Origin of the sequence: Candidatus Aalborgicola defluviihabitans (assembly GCF_016705985.1) — a bacterium.
Classification (GTDB): Bacteria; Pseudomonadota; Gammaproteobacteria; order Burkholderiales; family Burkholderiaceae_C; genus Allorhodoferax; species Allorhodoferax defluviihabitans.
Genome location: NZ_JADJKN010000002.1, coordinates 707,430 through 730,945, shown reverse-complemented (window position 1 = coordinate 730,945; position 23,516 = coordinate 707,430). Strand labels below are relative to the sequence as shown.

Sequence of the window (23,516 nt, the reverse complement as noted above, 5' to 3'; positions counted from 1 at the left end):
ACACATTACAGGAAAAGGAGTCGATCATGCCGAAAATGATCGTTTCGATCGATGAGGTCGTGATCAAAGAAGTGCAACTCACCAAGGACAAGACTACCTTGGGGCGCAGACCGTACAACGACATCGTTATCGACAATTTGGCGGTGAGCGGTGAACATGCGGTGTTGCAGATGACCGGCGGTGAGGTGTTTTTGGAAGACCTCAATAGCACCAATGGTACCTATCTGAACGGCAAGGCTGTTAAAAAGCAGCAATTGCAAAATGGCGACAGCATTGAAATTGGCAAATACAAAATTAAATTTGTAGGCGACGGTGAGGCCGACAACTTTGACAAGACCATGGTCGTCAAGGCTCGTCCAGCCTCCTCGCCACAGTCGGTGCCTACGCGGGCGGCCGCGCCAGCTAGCGTTGGTGGCGACTCTGTAGGTTTTGGTGCGTTCCAAGCTTCCATTAAGGTCCTGTCGGGAGCCGCTGCTGGGCGGGAAGTCCCGCTCACCAAGGTGGTGACAACCATTGGTAAACCCGGCGTTGCAGTGGCGGCAATAACCCGACGTCATCAGGGCTTTGTTGTCCACCATGTAGAGGGTGCCGGCAACCCCACGTTGAATGGTTCACCTATCAAGGCTGAACCGGTGGCTTTGAAGAATGGGGATGTGATCGAACTCGCGGGTACGCAGATGCAGTTCGTGCAAACCTGACGGTTTGTGGTGTTACGGCAGAGTCCGTTGCGTGCCAGTTTTCAAGGTAATACTGCATGAAAACACTAGCTAGGCACTGGCAACGGATTGCGGTAACGCTCATTCCGTTGGTCTTCGCTCTCCTGCATGCCATTGGAATTCTCCCTATTGGGGTGCTGCAGCGGCTGGATGACATCATCTACGATGCTCGTTTACGTGCGACTATGCCTAAGACGCTGGACGAGCGCGTCGTTATTGTTGACATAGACGAGAAAAGTCTGGCGGAAGTCGGTCGATTCCCATGGGGGCGCAACAAGCTTGGGCATTTAGTCGACATTCTGTTTGACCAGCAGAAGATTGCCTTGCTGGGGTTTGATATTGTGTTTGCCGAGGCAGACGACAGTTCCGGGCTTAGTCGTCTGAACGAGTTGGCGCGAAACGAATTCAAGGACCAGGCCGGTTTTGCAGACCGTGTGCGTCAACTTGGCCCTGAACTGGACTATGACGGCGTATTTGCCAAATCGCTGGAGAAGCGCCCCGTTGTGTTGGGCTATTACTTTACTGGCGATGAGGACGGACGCACCACCGGTCATTTGCCTGCTCCCGTCATACTGAGAGACGCCGTGAAGGGTCGACAGGTTGCCGCGTTTTCGTGGACTGGCTATGGTGCAAACATTGAAGTGCTGGCCAATGCTGCGCCATTGGCTGGGCATTTCAACCCCGTTGCTGATACTGATGGCGTCATTCGCTCTTTGCCCTTGCTGATGGAATACCAAGGCCAATACTACGAATCGCTGGCACTTGCCATGTTCCGGCGACTGGTAGGCTCGCCGCCGGTCGAGTTGGGGTTTTCTGACGAGCAATGGTTATCCAAACGTTACCAGGGCCTAGACCGCGTATTGCTGAAATCAGGCAAATCCTCGCTTGCAATACCTGTTAACGAAAGTATTGCAACACTGGTCCCCTATCGGGGCGTCGGCGGCCCACGAGGCGGCTCTTTTCGGTACGTTTCGGCCGCCGATGTGTTGGCGGGGCGTCTGCCACCTGAGAGTCTAAAAGGCAAAATTATTCTTGTAGGAACAACAGCGCCAGGATTGAAGGATTTGCGGGCCACGCCCGTTGGTGAGGTCTATCCAGGTGTTGAGTCGCACGCAAACCTGTTGTCAGGGTGGCTTGATGGCAAGGTCACGCTCAAGCCGGATTACGCCATGGGCTACGACATAGTGCTGCTGACAGGGGCGGGTTTGTTGCTTGCGGTTGGATTGCCTTTGCTTTCGGCGTTGCGGGCAGTGATTTTGAGTATGGGGGTATTGCTAGGTATCACCGCGATCAATTCTTGGCTCTATTTGTCGTATGGACTGGTCATGCCATTGGCGGCTGCATGCGTTATGACGTTGACCGCATTTGCGTTGAACATGAGCTACGGCTATTTTGTTGAAACCCGATCCAAGCGAGAACTGGCAAATCTGTTTGGTACCTATGTTCCTCCGGAATTAGTGGACGAGATGGTCAAGGACCCTGACAGCTACAGCATGAAGGCGTCTAGCCGGGAGCTGACGGTCATGTTCTGTGATATGCGGGGTTTTACCAAAATGTCCGAGCACATGGAGCCTACCCAGTTGCAGGAATTGTTGACGGGGGTTTTTAGCAAGCTGACCAGCACCATCAGGGCGAATCGCGGCACGATTGACAAATATATGGGTGACTGTGTGATGGCGTTCTGGGGTGCGCCTGTGGAGACACCTGAACATGCGCATTTAGCAGTCAAGTCGGCAATGGAAATGGTCCTTGCAGTAGGCGATATCAATCAAGACCACCGGGAACGGGGTTTGCCGGATATTGGGATTGGTATTGGCCTCAATACCGGAACCATGTGCGTGGGTGACATGGGTTCCAATATCCGCCGCGCCTATACAGTGATTGGCGACGCGGTTAATCTGGGTTCACGCCTGGAAGGTTTGTGCAAGGCCTACGGTGTGGATATTGTGGTCAGTGAAACAACCAAAAAGTTGGCGCCTGAATTCGCCTGGCAGGAGTTGGATCGAGTTCGGGTCAAGGGCAAAGAACAGGCCGTAGCCATTTTCTGGCCCATGGCTCTCGTGACAAAACTCAACGAGTCGTCTGCAACAGAGCTTAAAACCTGGAATGCCTTCATCAAAGCCTATCGAGCGCAGAATTGGGATCAGGCGGACGTGTTGTTGATCAACTTAATGCGAATGAATGCAAAAAAATTCCTTTACCAACTGTATGCAGACCGAGTAGCCTCGATGCGTCTGCTCCCATTCGACCCCGAATGGGATGGTGCAACCAATTTCGAAAGCAAGTGAGGTTCTTGTCGTGAAAGTACGTGTACTAGGTTGCTCAGGCGCCATAGCCAAAGACTGCAGGACGACTTCGTTTCTCATTGATGGTGAGATCCTGGTGGACGCCGGCACGGGAGTTGGAGATCTGACTTTGGATGAAATGCGATGCATTGACCACGTGTTGCTCAGCCACTCCCACCTGGACCATGTGGCAGCACTGCCCTTGATGGTGGATGCCATCGCTGCTCAGCGCAAAGAACCCCTGAAAATATATGCTTTGGCCGGAACCATTCAGGCCCTGCGCGCACACATTTTTAACAACGTTATCTGGCCTGATTTCTCACGCATCCCATCACCTGAGGCGCCCTTTATCAGTTTTCACGAAATACAGGTTGGACAGACCATTGAGCTATGCAGCAAGTACATTGAAGTCTTGCCAGCCGTTCACACCGTACCGGCCGCAGGGTTCGCCATCACGGCCGGAAGTGGGTGTTGGGTATTTACCGGCGACACCGAACGCAACCAGGCGTTTTGGGATCGGGTTAACCAGTTGAATGTGGCTATGCTGGTGATTGAAACGGCCTTCAGTAACCGAGAGAAAGACCTCGCGCGCCGCAGCCTGCACTTGTCGCCTACGGTTTTAGCAAATGAGTTGGATTGCATTGCCAAGGGGAAGAACTACCCCATATACATCACCCATACCAAGCCCGCAGAAACGGAACTCATCATGGCCGAAATTCAGCGGTTTGACCAAACCGAACCCTGTGGCCCCAACGTGACGCATGACATCCGCAGGTTGCGTGCCGGGCAGGAGTTTGAAATATGAGTACCGTCGTACCGGCAGGAACATCCGAGAAAGCATCGGAGCAGGCCTTCTTTGAATCACAAAAGCTGCCGTCGAAAAAGCGGGGCATGACTTTTGAAGCCCTGTTTTACAGGCAACTGCACCATGTGACTGCGCGCATTCATGACACGGAAAACCTGGAGCAAATCATGCTTGAGGCCAGCCAGGATATTTGCAAGTTGCTTAATGCGGATCGATTGACCTTGTATGCCGTCAATGAAGACCAATCGTCCATTGTTTCCAAGATAAAAACAGGGCTCAATAGCAGCAGCGACCTTAAGCTGCCCATTTCTCCTCAGAGCATTGCCGGTTATGTTGCATTCAGCCGCAAGTTGCTAAATTTGACCGATGTCTATGATGATGACGCCCTCAAGCAGGTCCATCCTGCGCTAACCTTTTTGAAAGTGGTGGACAAACGATCGGGCTACCGCACCAAGCAAATGCTGGTAGCACCTATTTTGGAGGGAAGCACCCTGCATGGCGTGCTGCAGGTTATCAACAACAAAAGTGATGAGCCCTTTGGCGATTTGGAAGTCGATGGTGTAGCAGAGCTTTGCAAGACACTGGCCACTGCCATCCGTCAACGGGCCAATGGCGTGGGATCTGCCCCGCGCAAGAAGGCAACAAAATACGATTCACTGGTTGCGGATGGACTTTTGACCGACGATGAGCTCAGCCAATGTATTCAGAACGCACGGGCAGAAGGACAGTCCGTAGAACACCTGCTCATGGCGCAGTACAAAATCAAGCCGCTGCAAATTGGCCCTTCGCTGGGCAAGTTTTTTGGTGTTCCCTATGAAGCGTTCAATCCGAGTCGCATACGCTCCGAAATGTTGCACGGTGCGCTCAAGCGGGAATTCATGGTTGAGCAGGGCTGGATTCCACTGGAGGAGTCGCCCGAGGGGCTGGTAATCATGTGCATGGACCCTGAGGCGGTACGTGGCTCGCGGGTTGTGCCGCAGGTCTATCCCCGTATTTCAAAATTTGCGTACCGGGTCACCACGCAGACCGAATTTCAAGAAACGCTGGCGCAGCTGTTTGGCGCCATAGCAGACGGAACCACGGTTGACGAACTGCTCGCTGGCATGGACGGCGGGCCGGTTGACGACGGCTTCAATGACGACTCATTGGAGTCCGCTGCCGCTGACAATGAACTGGTCAAATTTGTCAATAAAGTGATTATCGATGCCTACAACCAAAAGGCCTCTGACATTCATATTGAGCCCATGCCTGGCAAGTTCAAGACCGGTATTCGGTTTCGCATTGATGGCAGCTTGGTGCCGTATGTCGAAGTGCCTGCGCACTTCCGCCAAGCCATGGTCACGCGCTTGAAGATCATGTGTGACCTGGACATTTCCGAGCGCCGCAAACCGCAAGACGGAAAGATCAAGTTCAAGAAATACGGCCCGTTGGACATTGAACTGCGTGTAGCCACCATTCCTTCTGCAGGCGGCGTGGAAGACGTGGTCATGCGGATTCTGGCCGCCGGCGAGCCCATTCCGTTGGAAAAGCTGGGGCTTACTCCGCACAACAAGGCGCGGCTGGAGGCTACGGTCAGCAAACCCTACGGTCTGTTTTATGTATGCGGCCCAACTGGCTCCGGCAAAACCACCACACTGCATTCCATTCTCAAGTTTCTCAACACGCCAGATACCAAAATCTGGACAGCTGAGGACCCGGTCGAAATCACCCAGAAGGGGTTGCGACAGGTTCAGGTCAACAAAAAAGCGGGAATTGACTTCGCACTCATCATGCGTGCCTTCTTGCGGGCCGACCCCGACATCATCATGGTGGGTGAGTCGCGCGATAAAGAAACGGTGTCCATGGGCGTCGAGGCATCGTTGACTGGCCACCTGGTCTTCTCTACCTTGCACACCAATTCGGCACCGGAGTCCATCACGCGGTTGATGGACATGGGCATGGACCCTTTCAATTTTGCCGATGCCCTGTTGGGCATCCTGGCTCAGCGGCTTGCCAAGAAATTGTGCGACTGCAAGGTTGCCTACGTGCCCGACGCTGACGAATTTCGTCTTTTCGTGACAGAGTATTCCGAAGAGCTACGCCATTCCAAAGCCTGGCAAACCGACCCTGAGGGCGAACGAAAGAAACTTGTGGAGAGCTGGCTAAAAACCTATGGTGAGGATGGGCACATCAAGCTCTACAAGGCAGTCGGCTGTGAGAAATGTGGAAAGACAGGCTACAAAGGCCGGGTTGGACTGCACGAATTGCTGGTGGCGGATGATGGTGTCAAAAAACTCATTCAGGAGCGCGCACGCGTGTCAGAGTTGTTTGCGTCTGCGGTAGAGGGTGGCATGCGAACCTTAAAAATGGACGGCATGGAGAAGATCATGATGGGGCTGACGGACTTGAAGATGGTGCGGCAGGTTTGTATCAAATAGGCGGCGTTATTTTGACAAAAATGTCAAAACAAAATGCTTTGCGCCAAAAATTGCCTTTACTTCATCCATTTCTGTCGAAATTGCCGTCGCTAGCCAGCAAGTTGATGCCTAAAATGCTTGGCACGAAACATGCTCCATTGTTCTTGTTATTTTTTTCAACCAAGGAGTTTCAAATGAAGCGTTCTATGCAAAAGGGTTTTACCCTGATCGAATTGATGATCGTTGTCGCGATCATCGGTATTTTGGCTGCGGTGGCTTTGCCTGCGTACCAGGACTACACTATCCGTGCCAAAAACTCGGAAGTCATTCTGGCGGCCTCCGGTTGCCGCACCTCCATCACAGAGACTATCCAGTCGTCATCCGTTTCCTTGCCAGGTGCTAATGCTTGGGGTTGCGAGTCGTCTGTTCCTACTTCGCAGTATGTAAAGTCTATTGCCACTGATGGTGCAGGAAAAATCACGGTTGTCAGCCAAAATATTAAAAACACCGGAAACCCTGTAACCACAGGTGGCCAAGTAGAACTGACCCCGTCCAAAGACTCCACCGGTGCTGCATTCGCTAGCTCGGATGTTAGCCTTACTGTTTACAAATGGATCTGCGGACCAGGTGCCACTAATGGCATTACACCAAAATACTTGCCTGGTTCTTGCCGCGGCAACTAAGCCATTCAATGGTTTTTGAACGCCCCATTTGGGGCGTTTTTTTTGCTCAATTGCTTATGTACTTGTCAGGCTTTTTGCTGCTGTTTGCCAGCTGGATGCAGCCACTTCACATATTGCCTTGGGTCAGTTGGCACAGTGAAGTGCTGGCGTTTTTGGCTGCGTTGTGCTTTGCTTGGGCGTTGGTTTTCTCCCAGGCAAGAAAAAGGGCAACTTCTACCGTTTCACTCCCGGTTGCTGCAAGGCCTTTGCTCTGGCTGTGCTTGCTGATTGGCGTGCAGTGGGGCATTGGGTTGATTCCGTTTATCGGGGATGTGCTTGTTGACTGGGCCTATTTGCTATTGTGCATAGCATGCCTAGTTTGGGGGTATCAGAGTAGTCGAGACAAATCTGCCTTGGTTGTAGGAATGGCAACTGCGCTATTGGCAGGTGCATTGGTTTCAGCGGTTATCGCGTTGCTGCAAGCGCTGGAACTATCCAGCGAATTTGCCTGGATCAACAGCATGCCGGATGTGCGGCGGCCCGGCGCAAATCTGGGGCAGCCCAATCAATTGGCTACATTGCTTTTGATGGGCATCGCCAGTCTGCTCTTCTTGCTGGAATCCAAGAAGCTCGGAGCCATTCCTGCGTTCCTGATGGCGCTCGTTTTGGTTATCAGTTTGGCAGCCACAGAATCGCGTGCAGGTGTACTGGGCTTTCTGGTTTTGAACGTCTGGTGGTTTGCGAAGCACAAATCTATTGCAGCCCAACTGAAACCTTGGGTAGTCGTACTGGTTGGTGCAACGTATTTAGGTCTCTATTGGTATTGGCCAGTTTTGATGGGCGAGTTCTATCAACTGCCGGACGGTTTGGTGCGGACAAACGCAGTGGCTTATAACCGTTGGATTATTTGGCCGCAACTTCTGCAGGCCGTACTGTTACACCCATGGCTGGGCTGGGGCGTTGGGCAAGTGTCAACTGCGCACAATGCAGTGGTTGATGCATACAGTGCAAGCGAGGCCTACACCTATGCGCACAATATTGTGCTGGATCTTGCGCTGGGCATTGGACTGCCATTGACCATATTGATTGTGCTTATGACGGGGGCGTGGTTGTGGCGCCGTCTCCGAGCAAGTGCAGACATGGTGTCTTGGTATTGTCTGGCAGTGGTGATTCCCGTAGCCGTCCATTCGATGGTGGAATTTCCGTTCGCATACGCGTATTTCTTGGTGCCAGTTATGTTCGCATTGGGCGCACTGGATGCACATTTAGGCTTCCAACCCTCCCAAAAGTGGGGCATCAAACCGGTAGCGATCGGGCTCGCCATCGGAACGACCATGTTGGTTTGGTCCGCATGCGAATACCAGGCGGTAGAGGAGGACTTTCGGGTTGTTCGTTTTGAGGCGTTGCGCGTCGGCCAAACGCCACAGGATTACGAGAGACCAACCGTTCATCTGCTATCGCAGCTCGATGCCTTGCTTTATGGCGGCCGAGTCACCCCACGACCAGGCATGCCTGAGCAGGAAATTGAATTGGTAAAGATGGTTGCGTTACGCTACCCTTGGCCTGCTACACAAAATCGTTACGCATTGGCGTTGGCACTGAATGGCAATCCGGCAGAGGCAACCCGCCAACTCCGGGTAATGCGTGCACAGCACGGTGCTAAGGCCTATGCAAAGATTAAAGCGGCTTGGACGACTCTGGCTACTGAAAAGTACTCCCAACTCAACGCCGCGGCCAGCGATCGAATGCCAATGCCTCTGTCTTACTTCGTCTGCTAAAAGGCGTTGATGAACTTTCTGCGCGTTGGATATTTGCGCATCATGAACCCTATAACGTAAAAGTACTTCTGGGAGATTAGCGCCCTTTGCTCCCAATTGCCAGGCACGCTGCCATAAAGTCGTAATCTTCGGCACCTGCAAAAACGTTACGGTACCCCAGCGTTTTGTAAAGTGATGCTTTGCACATGGTCGATGGATGTGCGTACGGCGAGTCAAACAGTAATTGAACTTCTACTTCTGCTGGAGTTGATGGATAGCGCCAAACTAGCTCACTTTTCCCAAAGCACTGTATTGCCGTGCCACATAGGTCATACCCTGTACGATGTAGATACGCGATCTGGTCAGTAAAACGTTGTGTTAACGCGACGTCGTCGGCATCCATGCGAGCGATAAACTCGCCGCGTGCCATGCGAATACCCTCATTGAGACTCGCAACCAGGCCGCGATTCTCCCGAATGAGTAAAACTATTCGAGCGTTTTGGCTGGAGAGACGTTTGAGGATATCGGTTGTGCCGTCGAAGGATCCATCATCAATAATAATCAACTCAAAATTTGAGTAGCTCTGTTGCAAGATCGACACGACAGCATGTTCAACGAAATGTTTGGCGTTATATACCGGAAGAATTACCGAAAGCACCGGAGGTAATCGCAAATTTCCGATCACAGTTGGATCCATTCAGAACAATACAGATCGCTAGTGTCGATGATACTTTTTTTAAACCATTGCTTAGGGGCGATCACCATCTTCCCAGGCACTACGCTCAACCAAGCCCCCCACCAACTAAACGAACTGTTGGCAATAATATGGTTGTGACATAGAGACATTAGCTGCATGTCGCGGTAACTGGCAGTCCCTTGATTATGTTGAATGTAAGTGCACGGTGCGGCTAATACGAGATTGGTTTTAACCCACTCTGGATCGTCCGAAAAAATAAAGAAATGTGCATTGCCAACGCGATCAAGCATTTTCTGCATTGCCATCATGTAATACTCAAGAGTACAGCAAGAATGAAATTGACTGGCTCAGGGTTGGTTATGTAGTCGCCGCGTCGAACATGAACACTTACTGAATTGCAGGTATCGATTTCATCCGCTAGTGCTTGGTTGCGGTCTGACATGGGTACCGAGAAAGTGAATGCATCACGAATTACGCCACTGATTCTCTCAAAATACTTCTCGCCTTGCCAATATCCATCTAGGTAGGCGTTTTTGGTACTGAAAAAACCTGACCAGTACTGAAAATGTGGCTCCTGAATATAAGTCTTAGGACGGAGCCTGCTTAAACGATCATTCCCAATTGCAACTCTCATTGCATGGTGTCCTCGCCATCCAAGTACAAAACGCAACGTAGATTCGTCGGCGTGTGTAGTATCAAGTCGAACACCTGCTGCAACTCAAAACTACGTTGCGATCTCACGTGTCCAAAGGCAGAAAGATCCCAAAGCAATTCGCACTTATGGTGGTGCGCGAAAGCAATACCGGCGGCGTGTTGAAACATTTGGTTTCCTAGTCCGCCGAACATGCGCACAATGATCATATTTTTACCGCGACACAATGCCAGCCAAAACAAGCTAGATCGACTGCTGGCTTGTTGGCGCGAAGCTTAAAGTAGAGCATGCCGAGCAAAACGTATGCGTATGCGAATGGCCAAGACCAGTTGCCTAAACGGCGCTCAAGTCCTCCCAGACGGGATATCTCTTGCCGAAGTAGGGCGTACCAATCCCCATTCGCAATGAGTTGTCTAATAGCGTAGCCACGCTGGGTCAAGTGATGCTGATACCAATACTTAGAGAAACCAGAGCAATAGTGATACGGTGCCATGTGCACATTTGAACTATAGGGTGCCGTAAGAATTATTACGCCACCCGGCTTTAGGAGCCGGGTAAATTCATCAAGAGCATGGGTAGGCTCGGGCAGGTGCTCCAGTACTTCACTGCAGAGGATCACATCAAAGCTGACGTCAGGAAGGGGAATCGAAGTAATGTCACTAACAATATCAATGTTTGTGGTGTCCCATGCCAGAGTTTGAAGGCCCTCTTGTAGACCACCAGCGACCCCATGGTACTGGCAGAAATCCTGCGATACATATGACAGATGGTTGCAGTACTTGCGATTTTGGAGTTCTCCAGCACCAGCATCTAATAATCTCAGTCCGCCAGGCAACGCAGAAAGGGTCTTTTCCAGCCAATCCTTGCGAGCTGTCTCATTAATATCCTTAAAGATTTTCATTTCAAAGATCTTCTAGTAGTTTGGTGAAAACAAATATACCCAAGTTGTACTCAGAATTTGAAAGTATCTTCAGTCTCTCCGGCGAAATCGGACCATGCTCGACTGCAGCATTTTGGGGAGATCACTGTCAAGAGATTGCAAATTAGTCCCTGCGCCTTTGTGAGTTGAATAATTTCAAATGGATCAAAAACTCTGAAGGCATTGAATTCCACTCGCTCTTGTCCGATTGGGATTGACAGATAGAAGGTGCCACCTTGCTTCAAGAATGCAATCATATTGGACAAACCCTTTTGGTAACCCAACGGATCAATGGGATCACCATACCGTCCCAACCCAAAATGCTCCAGCGCGTGCAGGCAGGATAGGAATCGCAATAGTCTGGTGGTATTTTCATTAACGCCTCGCTTTGCATCACGTCGGCTTGCATGAAAACAATACCCGGTCCGGCGTAGTCAGTGGGTCGAATGTCAAATACCTCGATGTTGCGAAAGCTCGCAACATGAGCAACGAATCCGTCGACACGGGAGCCTATGTCCACATGGCGCGTAGGGTTTGCGGCGAAAATCCAACGAGCAACTAATAAATCTTGCCAGAAGTATTCACTCTTGGTGGAGCCACCTTCTTCGTTTCGATCGTGTAAGCAAGGCGCAAACCGCATTGGTCCGATGTAGTGTCTACGAAATCGATACCAATTTGACACATAGCGCGGAAGTTCTCGCAACGAGTTCCACATTACACGGGGGGCGAAACCAAACTGCCCTGTTAGCAGCCAGCGCAGTCTGGGGAAACCAATTTTTCTCATGTAAACGTCAATCTAGGTGAGGCGATTCAACTTGCAGTGCGTCAAGAACCGCTGAATGCCTGGCGAGCCAAGCCATCCATATGCAATAGACAAAGGAAAAGATTACAAGCGAGGCCACTACTCCCGCGATACCAAAATATGACGCACACCAAATATTCAGGCCAACGCCACCAATGGCCGTTGTGACCTTTACCACTGTCATCGACTCAGGACGCATTTCCGACATGAGCTTTAATGCCAAAATTTGTCCTGCCGAAAAAAGCCCGCCAGCCAAAATAACCCAAGGCAAGAGATATGAGGCTGTGGAATAGTTCTCTGCGACAAACAGTTTAAAGAGCCACTTGTGCAGTAAAAGTGCTACAAAAAATGCTAACCCTGTGGCGGCAAGACTGAGCCAGGTCATGACCCAAGCCAATCGGTGCCCAGAATTATTACGGATCGTGTCTTGGTGCCGCCCACGCGCAGATACAAGATTGGACCAATTAGTTGTAATTGCCATTGTCGTAAATCAACCCAATGGGAACAAAACTAAGTTGAAATACCACTGTGTACATTCCTACACCTGATTCACCCACGAAATGTTGCAGAACCAACGATCAGATGCCTGCTGTACCCAGGTGAAAACTTCAAACCGAAAACGGCCACGCATATATTCGCATTGGCTGTCGCCAAGCATTTGTCGTCAGAAGTGGTGGGTTACGTGATTTAGGAATCGCTCGCCCGAGAAAATACCACTGCGATCCTGATAGCAGAATGGATGAAACTGCATAGCCCGATACCACCGCGGTGCTTGTATTTCCGAGCCAAAGCATGAATCCAATAGCAAAAACTAACTTCAGCCATGGATCTAGGCAACTATGTGAAGCGACGAGCGCACGTAGACGGGCAGCAGTTTGTATGCTGTTTAAAAGGGCGCTATTGCCAGTTGACGCTGCGAATACCAGAACCACTATCGTGAAGGTCAACCAATGAGTGTAGCCATACCAGTACATGCCAAATATTAGCAACAGCGTCATGCCCGCCAATGCGAGTGTTGCATCAGCGACAAGAGATTTCGTCGCCGCAAAGTAACTGGGCAAGTCAGATTTTTCTGCGGCAATCGAATAAAAGCGACCTGCGCTGGCGATCACTCCACCCATCAGAACCTGATTTACCAGTCCAGCCAGCGTTAAGCCAAGCGCAAGCTCGCCATATTGTGCGGGCTGAAGATACTCCGTCAGTATGCGAATCAATATCAAAGAGCCCACGACAGAAAAGACTTGTCCGGCGATGATCCAACTACTCTCTTTAGCCAAGCGATTAATGCGTGAGGACAACGTAAACAGACTCTTGACGGTGCAGAATTGGCTCTACGTCTCAGGTGTTTCGGGCTGGAATGTTGTGGGGCCGCAGTGCGAGTCCCACACCGCAAATGCTGATGTTTGTGACGACCTCTCACACATCGGGCGGCTCAATGTATGAAGATATGTATGGTAGGTACTCTCTTGGCGGTAAAGTTCATGAAAAGTCAATCTCGTATTCCAATCGCCTGCCACACGCGCATGCGATTGAGTATCAACGGCCATGTTAAGTTGTGTAGCTTCGGTGTTCGGTAAGGTTGAAGATCGAGGGCATCCCCAAAAATTTCGGAATAGGTCTTAGCGCTGTTCAAATAGGGAATGAAATAGAAGGATGCCTCGTTTTGTTGCTCAAACCTTCTCACCCAAGGATAGTCGGAGGACACGATCTTGAGGCCGGCGGCGCAGTACTCAATTAGCTTGGTAGATGTCTGCTGGGTATAGGGTAGCTGGCTCGGAACCAAATTCAAACCATAACTTGCGCGTATTAATAGTTGTGGAACTTCTGTATACGACACTCGACCGACTGCGGTCACATTGGATTGGGTATCAAAGTAGTCCTTTATCACGTCAGGCAGTTGGCCAATCAATAGAACCGTTCTTCCAGACCGAGCGAGGCCTTCAAAAACTGGCAAAAAATACTTCAGTCTTCGCATTTCTCCCGAGTAAACGCAATCAAAATCGCGGACTCTACTTAGAGTTTCTTTTGGAAAAAATTGGGGGGTGACGCCCATGTCGCGATATTCAAATGGCACGGTGTCTCTAAAACCCAGTCTCGCGCAAACCCACTCGTTCTGGAAGACTCGGTAGTCAGGCGTGGCTTGAAGCCAGCGTTTGTAAATATCTTTGAAATGGCATAGCCTGCCGATAGACGCGGAAGCGTATTCGTGAATATGAAAGGCTTTAGGGAACCTACGCTGGGCTTGGAAAGTGACAAGACCACACATCCACCAAACTACTTCCGCGTCGTTGGGTACTGCATCTAACTCGCGGTACACCCGTGCGTGATTTCCAGTAGATTGAATAAATTCCACATAGGCGTGCAATTCTGGGAGGTATGCATTCCCAGTATGTACGAAATGAATCAACATGATGAGATTCGCCTGTCTCTCATCGCGCCCCAAACCCACTTAATACGATCCGAACGGTCTTGTAGAAAATCAGCAAGTCCAGCGCCATGGAGTAGTGGGCAACGTAATACAAGTCATAGCTGAGCTTAACAGCCGCGCCTTCTTCGCTGTCGGCGTACCCCTGCTGTATCTGAGCCCAGTCAAACCAGGACGCACCAAGTGGCGGTACGTATAGGCCGGAATGCGGGTAGCAAAGGCGTCCACAAACGTCAATTGTTCGGGGCGTGGACCAATCAGGCTCATATGGCCTGCAAGCACGTTGTACAACTGCGGCAACTCGTCCAAGCGCCAGCGCCGTATGAAGCGACCTACACCTGTGATGCGTGCGTCATTCGTCTGTGCAAACTGGGCTGCAGACTCCTGGGCTTGGTGGCGCATGCTGCGAAATTTCCAGAGCCGAAAAGGGTGACCATTTTGCCCAACCCGCATTTGGGAGTACAGCGCAGGTCCTGCGGAATTAAGGCGCACGGCTATGCCCACCAAAAGACAAATCCCAAGCCACACGGGTGCGGTGGCCAGCACTATCAGTACATCCATTGCGCGCTTGGCTACGTCGTAGGCGGGGTTGCCGTCCAGCTCCCAAAGTTCATCTTGCTCGCTAGGCAGCATTTTGCGACCGCTAAGCAGTTCTGCAACTGCCTCTACGCTGTACAGCCGCATGTGGCTGAGTTTGAGCCTGCCTAGCAATCGGCTGCGCTCGGGGTTGGCCGCAACCCGACGGTCCAGCACGACGCCGTCAAAGCCCTGAAGCGTCAAGTCCTCCGGGGGATCTGTGGGCAACGGAGCTAGTTCAATGTCACGGCTGCTAAGGTTGCCTTTACCACACCACACACTTAGTTGTTCGGCAATGCCAGGGTCCAGGCAAACTAGCCGTTGTGCGCGGCCGCGTTTGCGCAACCGATCTCCCAGCACAAACCAGCTGGTGCTCAAAACATAGACCAGCAATACAGCTCCGCGTGAATAGGGCTCTTGAAACAGCGCAAACCCCAACATCAGCAATAGAAAGGGCATCACCGTGGTCACCACCAGCATGCTGGTGCGCTCGGCAGCCGGCAGGCTTGCCCCGCGGTAGATCCAGTGCGCGCACAGTAGGTAGGGCAATGTGCACCACAGCACTGTTTGCGCAAATTGAGGTGTCGCCCATTCCAGCCACATCAGCCCCCGGGCAATGGTGTAGCTCAGCACCAACGTGATGCAGCCCGCAAAAGACCATCCCAGCTGGGCGTTTTGTCGCCGTGCAATGGACGAGGCCAGCGTGCCGCGATCAGTGCGCGTAGGTCTTGGGGTGGATGCCGTGTACATAGGTTATTGTCATCCTTTAGACTGTACCAAGCATGGCACGATACCGCTGTGCCACAGCTATCACCATTTGCTTGTCACCAAAGCTTGACAGATAGCGTTCCCGGCTTGCATGCCCCATGCGGATTCTGAGTGCCGTGTCGCTTTGCAAACGGTCAAGGCTATTAGAGAGAGCGGCTTGACTGCACGCTGGTACCAGGAATCCGTTCACACCATCTTCAACCAACTCGCGCACGCCACCCACGTCGGTAGCAATAATGGGCAGACCAGCACACATCGCCTCGATGATAGAAAGCGGCAGGCCCTCGTATCGGGAACACAGCACAAATATGCCAGCTTGTGCCAGCAGTTGCGGCACTTGGTCGCTCAAGCCAAGACAGCCGACTTGTGCGTGCTTGGTTGGCGCTCCAGCCAGCACTCGAGCATGAAATTCGGGTGAGTCAGTTCCTTCGCCAACCAGCACTAGCCTAAATGGCATCCGGCATTCTTCAAATGACTTCAGCAGCAGATCATGATCTTTTGGTGACTGGCACGTGCCGCCATGATGACTGTTGTACTACTCTCAACCTTCGCACGGCACCCGTGATCCGGCATACCGTTGTGGACAGTCAGGCACCGATCTGGCCGAATTTTCAGTCTATCTATTCCAACCTGCTGGTCAGCGTTGGAAACAAATAGGTAGGCCGTACCCGCAATGTGTGAAAAAGCCCGTTCCACCCAGTACACCAGCGTGCTCTGAAGTGCTGTACGACCCTCCCCAAAACCCCAGCCGTGGACCGTATAGAGGCAAGGCAAGCGCTGGAGATACCCAGCCATACGGGCAATCATGCCTGCCTTGCTGCTATGGGCATGCAGCAGGTCAGGGCGTTCCGATCGAACAATTCTCAGGAAAGCCATAAGACAGCGAAAATCCCGAATTGGGTTGATGCTGCTTCTGAGTGTGGGCAAAACCGTGCTTGGGACTCCTTTTGCCAGAAGCGCTTGCCGAACCGGCCCGTCTTCTCCAAAAACCACAAATACATCAAAGCTCGTCTGCAATGCAGTGACCAGTGTCAGGACGTGGATGGGCGCACCAGCCCAATCCGCGTTGGTTGAAGCGATCAGTATCTTCTTGCGAACATCAGGCAACTGGCTTGGCATACGCCTGATGGTAAAGGTATTGCGGTGAAAATACCCGTTTGACTAGCGGGTCGAAGCGGCTCTTTCTTTGCAGTGAATCGTCTCATGTTCCTATTCGGTGCTTTCTGCTTGCTCACGCTGCCATGGCTCAATCCCTTTACCTTTGGGCCAACACCAGCCGTGGTTCCCTGGCTTTTCTCCATGGCATGTGCCGGGACAGTGCTGGGGATTGTTGGGGTGATCACAGCGACAACTGCGCCTGGCATGGACAGGCAGACGTGGGTGCGCGCCATAGCTGGTGCTTGGGTGATAGCCGCCCTGATTAGTGCTGCTATTGGATTAGTGCAGTATTTTGGCGACAGCGCCGCCCTGACCCCTTGGGTGAATGGCACCGAGTTGGGTGAAGCGTATGGGAATTTGCGTCAGCGCAACCAGTTTGCCACGCTCATGGCAATGGGTTTGGCGGCGCTAGTGTGGTGGGTGATGCAAGGCGCTTCCTGGCGGCTGGCCGTTGCAGCCGCTGTGCTGTTGGCAATGGGCAGCGTTGCGTCGTCATCGCGAACCGGTCTTTTGCAGTGGTTGTTGTGCATAGCAGTTGCTACGCAGTGCGGCGGGAACCGTCAATCGACTGTGCGGCGCGTGTTGCTGATCTCTGCACTGGTCTATGCGGTTGCCACCGTAGGCCTGCCGTGGCTGGCCGGGCTGGACCCAATGAACAGCGGTGCCTGGGCACGGTTGCGTGCAGGTGACGCGGCCTGCATGGGTCGCTTGACGCTATGGTCCAACGTGCTGCATCTCATCACCCAAAAACCGTGGCTCGGATGGGGTTGGGGCGAGTTGGGCCATGCCCAATTTGTTACCTTGTATCCCGGTCCGCGATTTTGTGACATTTTGGACAATGCCCACAATCTGCCACTGCATCTGGCCGTTGAGTTGGGGGCGCCGATTGCAGCCGCACTGTGCGGCGCCGGGCTCTGGGTCGTGATACGGGCCAAACCGTGGCGCGAAAAGGACCCAACACGGCAAATGGCATGGACAATCCTTGCGCTCATTGGTTTGCACAGTTTGCTGGAATATCCATTGTGGTACGGACCGTTTCAGATCGCAGTGGGGTTGTGTGCTTGGCTGCTCTTGAGGTCACCCAAGGCACCACCCCGGATTGCGTGGGTGGCTGCACTCATGTTGGCGGGTTGTGCCTATGCAGCATGGGACTATTGGCGCATCAGCCAGATCTACCTGCCGGTTGACGAGCGGTCTAGCTACTACCGGGACAACACGATGGACAAGCTCCGCAAATCGTGGCTATTTGAGAGTCAGGTGCAGTTCGCGGAACTAACCACCACAAACCTGACCGCAGATAGCGCCGAACAAATTTACGAACAAGCTTTGCAATTGCTGCATTTTTCGTCCGAGCCGCGGGTAATAGAAAAGTTGATTGAAAGCGCCACACTATTGGGACGGAATGACGATGCCGCCTACTATTTGCAACGATACAAGGCAGCGTTCCCTGACGCCTATGCGCGGTGGGCTGCGGCCTCAGCTGGCCACAAAGCTCCCTGACTTGCCGCCGTGTTTCTCCACCAAGCGCACACCGTTGATGGTCATGCCGCGATCCACCGCCTTGCACATGTCGTAAATGGTGAGCAGGGCAACCTGAACGGCGGTCAGTGCCTCCATTTCCACCCCCGTTGGGCCTACCGTTTCTGCTGTGGCCGTGCAGGTAACCAGTGCGGCCTGCGTGGCGCTGGCGGGCGCTACAACAAAGTCCATGGCAACGCGCGTCAGTGCGATGGGGTGGCACAGCGGGATCAAAGTGCTGGTCTGCTTGGCGCCCTGGATGCCAGCGATGCGGGCAATGCCCAACACATCGCCTTTTTTGGCGTTGCCTGATTCGATCAACGCCAGCGTGGCAGGCTGCATTTCAATGCACCCGGTGGCAATGGCAATTCGGCGGGTGGCAGGTTTCCCGGCGACATCAACCATGTGGGCTTGTCCTTGGGTGTCAAAATGGGTTAGTGTGGGCATGGATGGATTTGGTATGAAAATCAGGGAACTTTACCTGTGCTTTATACCCCCAGTGTTCTACTTGTACCCATTTGGCGGACGATATACAACATGTTGACAAACGCACCCCAGTTCTGGCGTGACCGCCTAACGGCCAGTGGTGTCCATTTTGGTGCCAGTTTGCTCATTGCCGCTTTTGCGGGCGCACTGGTGTTTGGTGTTTGGTACCCCTATCCCTATCGCGAAATTTCGGGCGGACGGGAGTTGTTTCTGCTCGTGGTCAGCGTGGATGTCATCCTTGGCCCGTTGATCACACTGGCAGTTTTCAACCGCGCCAAGCCTCGCAGGGAGTTGACGCGGGACCTTGCGGTGGTTGTGCTGCTTCAGCTGGGAGCGCTGGCCTATGGTTTGTGGACCGTCAGCATGGCCCGCCCGGTGCACATGGTGTTTGAGATTGACCGGTTTCGAGTGGTGCATGCTGTGGAAGTGCCGCCGGAGCTGCTGGATAAAACACCCGCAGGTATAGAGGCATTGCCTTTGCTGGGGCCGACCCTGTTGGCGGTGCGGCCCTTTAAGAGCAGCCAGGAAAGCATGGATGCCACCATGGCCGCCATACAAGGCGTTCCCTTGGGTGCGCGACCAGACCTGTGGGAGTCTTATGCGCAAGCAGTACCCGATGTGGTGAAGGCGGCCAAGCCCGTCAGCCAGTTGAAGAGGCGGTTTCCCACCCAGGCCGCCGACATCGACAGCGTGTTGGCCAGCGCCGGACGCCGCGCTGAAAGCGTGGTGTACTTGCCCCTGGTTGGGCGTAAGGCCTTTTGGACTGTCTTCCTGGACCCCTCCACGGCGCAAATCCTAGCCACCATGCCACTGGATTCATTTTGACTGTGAGTTATAAGAAAAATCGAGTGCTAGCCCTCGTCGCTGCTACACAAGCAGCTATGCTTGTTGTAGCAATCGGTGGTGTGACGGTGGCAACCGCCCAAGTCACCAGTGGTCGCCCGGCAGGCGCCTCGGCTGCCACTTTGCCCAATCTCGGTGATGGCACCGACATGACCCCCAGCGCCGAACGCCGGCTGGGCGACCGCATTGCGCGCGAGCTGTACCGCGACCCAGACTACGTGGATGATGCAATCCTCACGGAATACGTGCAAAGCATCTGGCAACCTTTGCTCGCTGCGGCGCGCCAGCGCGGCGAGATCACGCCCGAACAGGATGAAACCTATGCATGGGAGGTCATTCTGGGGCGGGACCGCACTGTAAACGCCTTTGCTTTGCCAGGGGCCTATATGGGGCTGCATTTGGGGCTGATTGCTGTTGTGACCAGTCGCGACGAATTGGCGTCGGTACTTGCCCATGAACTCAGCCACGTCACGCAGCGCCACATTGCGCGCATGATGACGCGCCAAAGTCAGCAGGCACCCTGGTTGTTGGGCGCCATGATTCTGGGCATATTGGCTGCGGGCAAGAGCCCCGATGCCGCCAATGCCATGATTGTGGGCGGTCAGGCGGTCGGCGTGCAGAGCCAGCTCAATTTCTCGCGCGATATGGAGCGCGAGGCCGATCGGGTGGGCTTTGGTGTCGCTACCCAGGCCGGTTTTGCTCCACAGGGTTTTGTGAGCATGTTTGCCAAACTGCAGCAGGCTTCCCGGTTGAACGACTCTGGTAATTTTCCGTACCTGCGCAGCCACCCATTGAGTACCGAACGCATGTCGGACATGCAGTCCCGCATCGCGCCGACCGGGGTTGCTCCGGTCACGCAGCCTGGGGTACGTCAGAACGTGCAGGAGGCTGATCAGGCCATGATGTCCGCACGGGCGGGTGTGTTGTCCAACCCGACCGTGGATGCCTTGCGAACCTGGTCATTACAGGCCGAACCCACGCTGCTCAGCAAGACCACTGCGGCGCAGCAGGCCGCCACGCTGTATGGGGCGACACTGGCTGCCATCAAACTGCGTGACCATTCGGCTGCACAGGGTTTCTGGCTGCGTTTGACCGAGGTGACTCGTAACGACACAGCAGCTGCGCGTTTGGCACGGTTGTTGGGAGTGGAGTTGGCGCTGGCCATGGATGACACTGCGCGCGCATCGCGCCTGCTGTCCCAGGGTAGTGCTGCTACCGGAATTCCGACCAGTCGTGCAGAGCTGTTCCTCGCGGCGCAAACCCGGCTGAAGGCTGCGACCTCGGCCACGGGCGCCCCGCCAGATTCATTACCGGTTCGCGATTTGTTAGCCGTAAGTCAAACCCTGCAAACCTGGGTGGCCGAACACCCCAAAGACGCCCAGGCATGGCAGTTGTTGGCCAGTATCTACGCCGCACAGGGCCGCACGCTCAGTTCCATACGGGCGCAGGCCGAGATCAATGTGGCGCAGCTGGACTACCCGGCAGCGTTGGCGCGCTTCAAAACGGCCCAGGACTGGGTTCGCAAACAAGGTACGGCCGTGGACCACTTCGAGGCGTCCATCATTGACACCCGCACCCGACAGGTGGAGCAATTAGTTCGGGAACAGGCGCTGGAGCGCTGAGTCAATAACGATGCCCAGCACGGAATAAAGCAGGGAGCCAATCAGCGCCGCGCCAAATCCCGCCACGGTGAAGCCGTCCAGAATGCCGGCCGCTGACCAGAACATCAGGGCGTTGATCACAAACAGGAACAACCCCAGCGTCACCACCGTTACCGGCAGAGTCAGGATTACCAGAATAGGCCGCAAAACCGTGTTGAACAGCCCGATCACCAGCGCAGCAATCAGTGCTGCCGAGTAACTTTTGATTTCCACGCCGCTGTACAGATAGGCGACCAGCAGCAGGGATGCCGCGCTTAGCAGCCATTTGGTAATGAGTTTCATGGGGTATGCGTATCACTGTGGGTTTGTGGGGCCGCCAGGGTTGACAGTTTTTCCTGGTACATGACGCGGATTGCACATTCCAGATCGGTGGCGAAAAGTTTGCAGTCAAAGAGTGGGGAGCTTTCAGCGATGGCTCTTAACTGGTGACGGAGCAGGTCAAGCGCATCTGTGTCGCAGGCAAACCGCTTGGCAATGTTCACGTACTCCGCCTCGCTGTTGGCAATCCACTCGGTCAAACGGACACATTCCAACATGGACACACCTTGCAGTGAGAGCATGGTTGCGCCACGAAGCGTAATGGTTGGCACGCCCATCCACAGCGCAAATGCCGTGGTTGTGCCGCCAGGATACGGGAAAGTATCGAGCAGGATATCGATTTCACGGTGGGCTTCAAGGTATTCTTCCCAACCCATTGCCCCAAACAAATCCACGCGGGTCAAGTCGATGCCCGCCCGCGTCATGTCTGCGCAGAGCTTGTTGGCAATGGTGGCACTGTCCAGGGCCTTGTTTTGAATCCGTAAGCGGGATTGTGGAACGGATTCCAAGACGTTGGCCCACACCCGCAGCACTTGGCTATTGATCTTGGCAGCCTGTTGAAAGGACCCGAAGGTCATATAGTTTTTGGATTTGCATGGAGTTGGTGTTACGGGGATTGGGCGTGTTGTGCGTGGAGTTGTCATGCATAGCCGCGTACTGGGTAGGCGAATAACTTTTTCGCTGAACCACTCATCCGAGTCTTTGGGTACGCATGCAGCGTCTGCAATGATGTAGTCCATCGTTGTCAGGCCGGTACTGGCGAAGTAGCCCAGCCAGGCGACTTGCACCAGGGCAGGTTTGCGCGCAAAAACCGGCAATCTTGCATCACCTGTATGTCCGCTCAAATCAAAGAGTACATCGATTCTTTGTTCCCGCACCAGGTCCGCGACAGCGGCGTGGTTCAGATGTTGTACATCGTGCCATTCAGAAAACAGTGTCCTGAATGTTGCGGTTGGTGCGTCATCCAACTGGTTATTGGAAAAAGCGACCAAATGGAATCGGGTTTTGTCAATTTGCTCCAAGATGCCGACAAGAAAGTGGTACACCGGGTGTTCTCTAAACTCTCCAGAGACAAAACCAACACGCAGAACCTTGGTGTCAATGTCAACAACCTCCGCTGGCAGGGTTGGTAGTGGTAGATAGGTGCTTTCGGCCACACGGGCGAATTGTTGAGCCGCTTCTTTATACGACCGGTTCAGTTCTATCGCGGTATGGCTCAAGTTAAGCAGCAGCAACGAGTGCGCAGGGAGGTAGTCCGGCTTGTGCTTGATTGACTGATCCAATAGTTCTACTGCTGCGCGCGCATTTCCATTTCGCGTGTAAAAGTAGCCTCGGTGGTAATCGACTTCGTGGGACACCGATGGATCCGCTGCCTGCGCCATTTCAAAATAGGGACGGGCCTCATCTTCGCGTTCGAGTCGGCACAGTGCGGCCCCAAGCAACATGTTGATCGACGCGTCTTTGACGCCCCGTGCAACTGCCACCATGAGATGGTCCACCATGCCTTGAAAGTCAAAAACATCGGTACATGCTTTGGCAAGCATGAGACGGTAGTCGGTATTGTCTGGGCAAAGGCGCACTTGCTCTTCCAAAAACTCCTTGGCTTCTTTCGGCCGCCCTTGTTGCCGCAGTATTCGTACGACGTCTTCGCAGGCTCTTGTGAAATCCGGTTTCAAACCCAGGGTGGATTTGAAATGCTTCTTCGCGCCTTCAAGGTCGGTTTGTGTTTCACAGATCTCACCCAGTAAATAGAACGCTTCGAATACTTCCGGGTCGGTGTTGACTGGATTTGTGGCGCGCTTTAATACGATGCGGGCTTCAGCTAGTCTGCCCTGTTCTTTTAAAACATATCCAAGGCAAATCAAAGTCCGCGTGTCGTCCTTTTTATGGTCCAGAGCCTCACGAAAACAGGCTTCTGCTGCATCCAACTTTTCGTCTGCCAGAAATGCGTTACCTTTGGTTCTCAAGCTGTCCACGTATTCCAGGTTGATTACGGGTGCTGGCTGTGGCGTATTTTGACCAGTCAGCGTATCCAGCCGACGCTGCAAGGCTTGGCGAAATCGATCAAGCAT

General features: G+C 53.3%; 22 protein-coding genes and 2 pseudogenes. 9 read left to right on the top strand and 15 right to left on the bottom strand.

The genetic code is table 11. The features are described 5' to 3' along the window. The first annotated feature begins 26 nt into the window (after positions 1-26). The 6 genes from IPI80_RS03865 to IPI80_RS03840 are packed head-to-tail and all read left to right on the top strand — an operon-like array spanning position 27 to position 8,642. Entirely contained in the window at positions 27-698 is a 672-nt protein-coding gene (locus IPI80_RS03865) for an FHA domain-containing protein (protein WP_413857312.1), read from the top strand. 56 nt (positions 699-754) lie between these two features. Further along, a complete protein-coding gene (locus tag IPI80_RS03860) occupies positions 755-3,004 on the top strand; it encodes a CHASE2 domain-containing protein (protein WP_413857310.1) in 2,250 nt (749 codons plus the stop codon). 10 nt (positions 3,005-3,014) lie between these two features. Beyond that, complete coding sequence (locus IPI80_RS03855; protein ID WP_413857308.1) at positions 3,015-3,806, top strand: 3',5'-cyclic-nucleotide phosphodiesterase; 792 nt, start codon at positions 3,015-3,017, stop codon at positions 3,804-3,806. Then, positions 3,803-6,223 (top strand): GspE/PulE family protein, encoded by a 2,421-nt coding sequence (locus IPI80_RS03850; RefSeq protein WP_413857306.1) that lies wholly within the window; start codon positions 3,803-3,805, stop codon positions 6,221-6,223. The genes IPI80_RS03855 and IPI80_RS03850 overlap by 4 nt, the downstream gene beginning before the upstream one ends. A gap of 20 nt (positions 6,224-6,243) precedes the next feature. Then, positions 6,244-6,885, top strand: a complete 642-nt coding sequence (locus IPI80_RS03845; protein ID WP_413857304.1) for a pilin — start codon at positions 6,244-6,246, stop codon at positions 6,883-6,885. Between the two features lie 8 nt (positions 6,886-6,893). After that, positions 6,894-8,642 carry a Wzy polymerase domain-containing protein gene (locus IPI80_RS03840; protein ID WP_413857302.1) on the top strand — a complete coding sequence of 583 codons (1,749 nt, stop codon included), beginning with the start codon at positions 6,894-6,896 and terminating at the stop codon, positions 8,640-8,642. Between the two features lie 76 nt (positions 8,643-8,718). On the opposite strand, the gene IPI80_RS03835 is transcribed toward IPI80_RS03840, so the two are convergent. The 12 genes and pseudogenes from IPI80_RS03835 to IPI80_RS03780 form a co-directional block, all read right to left on the bottom strand. Then, positions 8,719-9,306 carry a glycosyltransferase family 2 protein gene (locus tag IPI80_RS03835; protein ID WP_413857300.1) on the bottom strand — a complete coding sequence of 196 codons (588 nt, stop codon included), beginning with the start codon at positions 9,304-9,306 and terminating at the stop codon, positions 8,719-8,721. Next, a pseudogene (locus IPI80_RS03830) lies at positions 9,303-9,644 on the bottom strand (alpha-1,2-fucosyltransferase); the annotation flags it as partial. The pseudogene IPI80_RS03830 and the gene IPI80_RS03835, both read right to left, overlap by 4 nt. Then, positions 9,623-9,952, bottom strand: coding sequence for an alpha-1,2-fucosyltransferase (locus IPI80_RS03825; protein WP_413857298.1), 330 nt, complete (start codon positions 9,950-9,952; stop codon positions 9,623-9,625). The gene IPI80_RS03825 and the pseudogene IPI80_RS03830, both read right to left, overlap by 22 nt. 223 nt (positions 9,953-10,175) lie before the next feature. Beyond that, positions 10,176-10,871, bottom strand: coding sequence for a class I SAM-dependent methyltransferase (locus tag IPI80_RS03820; protein WP_413857296.1), 696 nt, complete (start codon positions 10,869-10,871; stop codon positions 10,176-10,178). Between the two features lie 50 nt (positions 10,872-10,921). Beyond that, positions 10,922-11,203 (bottom strand): DUF268 domain-containing protein, encoded by a 282-nt coding sequence (locus tag IPI80_RS03815; protein WP_413857596.1) that lies wholly within the window; start codon positions 11,201-11,203, stop codon positions 10,922-10,924. Then, positions 11,143-11,673 (bottom strand): hypothetical protein, encoded by a 531-nt coding sequence (locus tag IPI80_RS03810; protein ID WP_413857616.1) that lies wholly within the window; start codon positions 11,671-11,673, stop codon positions 11,143-11,145. The genes IPI80_RS03815 and IPI80_RS03810 overlap by 61 nt, the downstream gene beginning before the upstream one ends. 7 nt (positions 11,674-11,680) lie before the next feature. Next, entirely contained in the window at positions 11,681-12,076 is a 396-nt protein-coding gene (locus tag IPI80_RS03805; RefSeq protein ID WP_413857294.1) for a hypothetical protein, read from the bottom strand. 223 nt (positions 12,077-12,299) lie between these two features. After that, positions 12,300-12,989, bottom strand: a complete 690-nt coding sequence (locus IPI80_RS03800) for a hypothetical protein (protein WP_413857292.1) — start codon at positions 12,987-12,989, stop codon at positions 12,300-12,302. A gap of 191 nt (positions 12,990-13,180) precedes the next feature. Then, positions 13,181-14,101, bottom strand: coding sequence for a glycosyltransferase (locus IPI80_RS03795; RefSeq protein WP_413857290.1), 921 nt, complete (start codon positions 14,099-14,101; stop codon positions 13,181-13,183). 19 nt (positions 14,102-14,120) lie between these two features. Then, a pseudogene (locus IPI80_RS03790) lies at positions 14,121-14,677 on the bottom strand (sugar transferase). A 781-nt stretch (positions 14,678-15,458) separates the two neighbouring features. Continuing rightward, positions 15,459-15,917, bottom strand: a complete 459-nt coding sequence (locus tag IPI80_RS03785) for a glycosyltransferase (RefSeq protein ID WP_413857288.1) — start codon at positions 15,915-15,917, stop codon at positions 15,459-15,461. Positions 15,918-15,937: 20 nt separating this feature from the next. After that, the gene (locus IPI80_RS03780) at positions 15,938-16,579 is read right to left on the bottom strand and encodes a glycosyltransferase (protein WP_413857286.1); all 642 of its coding nucleotides are present in this window, start codon (positions 16,577-16,579) and stop codon (positions 15,938-15,940) included. 243 nt (positions 16,580-16,822) lie between these two features. Here IPI80_RS03780 and IPI80_RS03775 point away from each other — a divergent pair, with 243 nt between their 5' ends. Beyond that, positions 16,823-18,118 (top strand): PglL family O-oligosaccharyltransferase, encoded by a 1,296-nt coding sequence (locus tag IPI80_RS03775; protein WP_413857284.1) that lies wholly within the window; start codon positions 16,823-16,825, stop codon positions 18,116-18,118. Here the strand turns inward: IPI80_RS03775 and moaC are convergent. Then, positions 18,095-18,583 carry a cyclic pyranopterin monophosphate synthase MoaC gene (moaC, locus tag IPI80_RS03770; RefSeq protein WP_413857282.1) on the bottom strand — a complete coding sequence of 163 codons (489 nt, stop codon included), beginning with the start codon at positions 18,581-18,583 and terminating at the stop codon, positions 18,095-18,097. The genes IPI80_RS03775 and moaC overlap by 24 nt on opposite strands. A gap of 90 nt (positions 18,584-18,673) precedes the next feature. Here moaC and tfpZ point away from each other — a divergent pair, with 90 nt between their 5' ends. After that, on the top strand, positions 18,674-19,447 hold the full coding sequence (tfpZ, locus tag IPI80_RS03765; RefSeq protein WP_413857280.1) for a TfpX/TfpZ family type IV pilin accessory protein: 774 nt from the start codon (positions 18,674-18,676) through the stop codon (positions 19,445-19,447). Between the two features lie 56 nt (positions 19,448-19,503). Continuing rightward, on the top strand, positions 19,504-21,087 hold the full coding sequence (locus IPI80_RS03760) for a M48 family metalloprotease (protein WP_413857278.1): 1,584 nt from the start codon (positions 19,504-19,506) through the stop codon (positions 21,085-21,087). On the opposite strand, the gene IPI80_RS03755 is transcribed toward IPI80_RS03760, so the two are convergent. After that, entirely contained in the window at positions 21,058-21,408 is a 351-nt protein-coding gene (locus IPI80_RS03755) for a phage holin family protein (RefSeq protein ID WP_413857276.1), read from the bottom strand. The two genes, IPI80_RS03760 and IPI80_RS03755, sit on opposite strands and share 30 nt — an antisense overlap. After that, positions 21,405-23,516 carry a tetratricopeptide repeat protein gene (locus IPI80_RS03750; protein WP_413857274.1) on the bottom strand — a complete coding sequence of 704 codons (2,112 nt, stop codon included), beginning with the start codon at positions 23,514-23,516 and terminating at the stop codon, positions 21,405-21,407. Before IPI80_RS03750 ends, IPI80_RS03755 begins: the two co-directional genes overlap by 4 nt.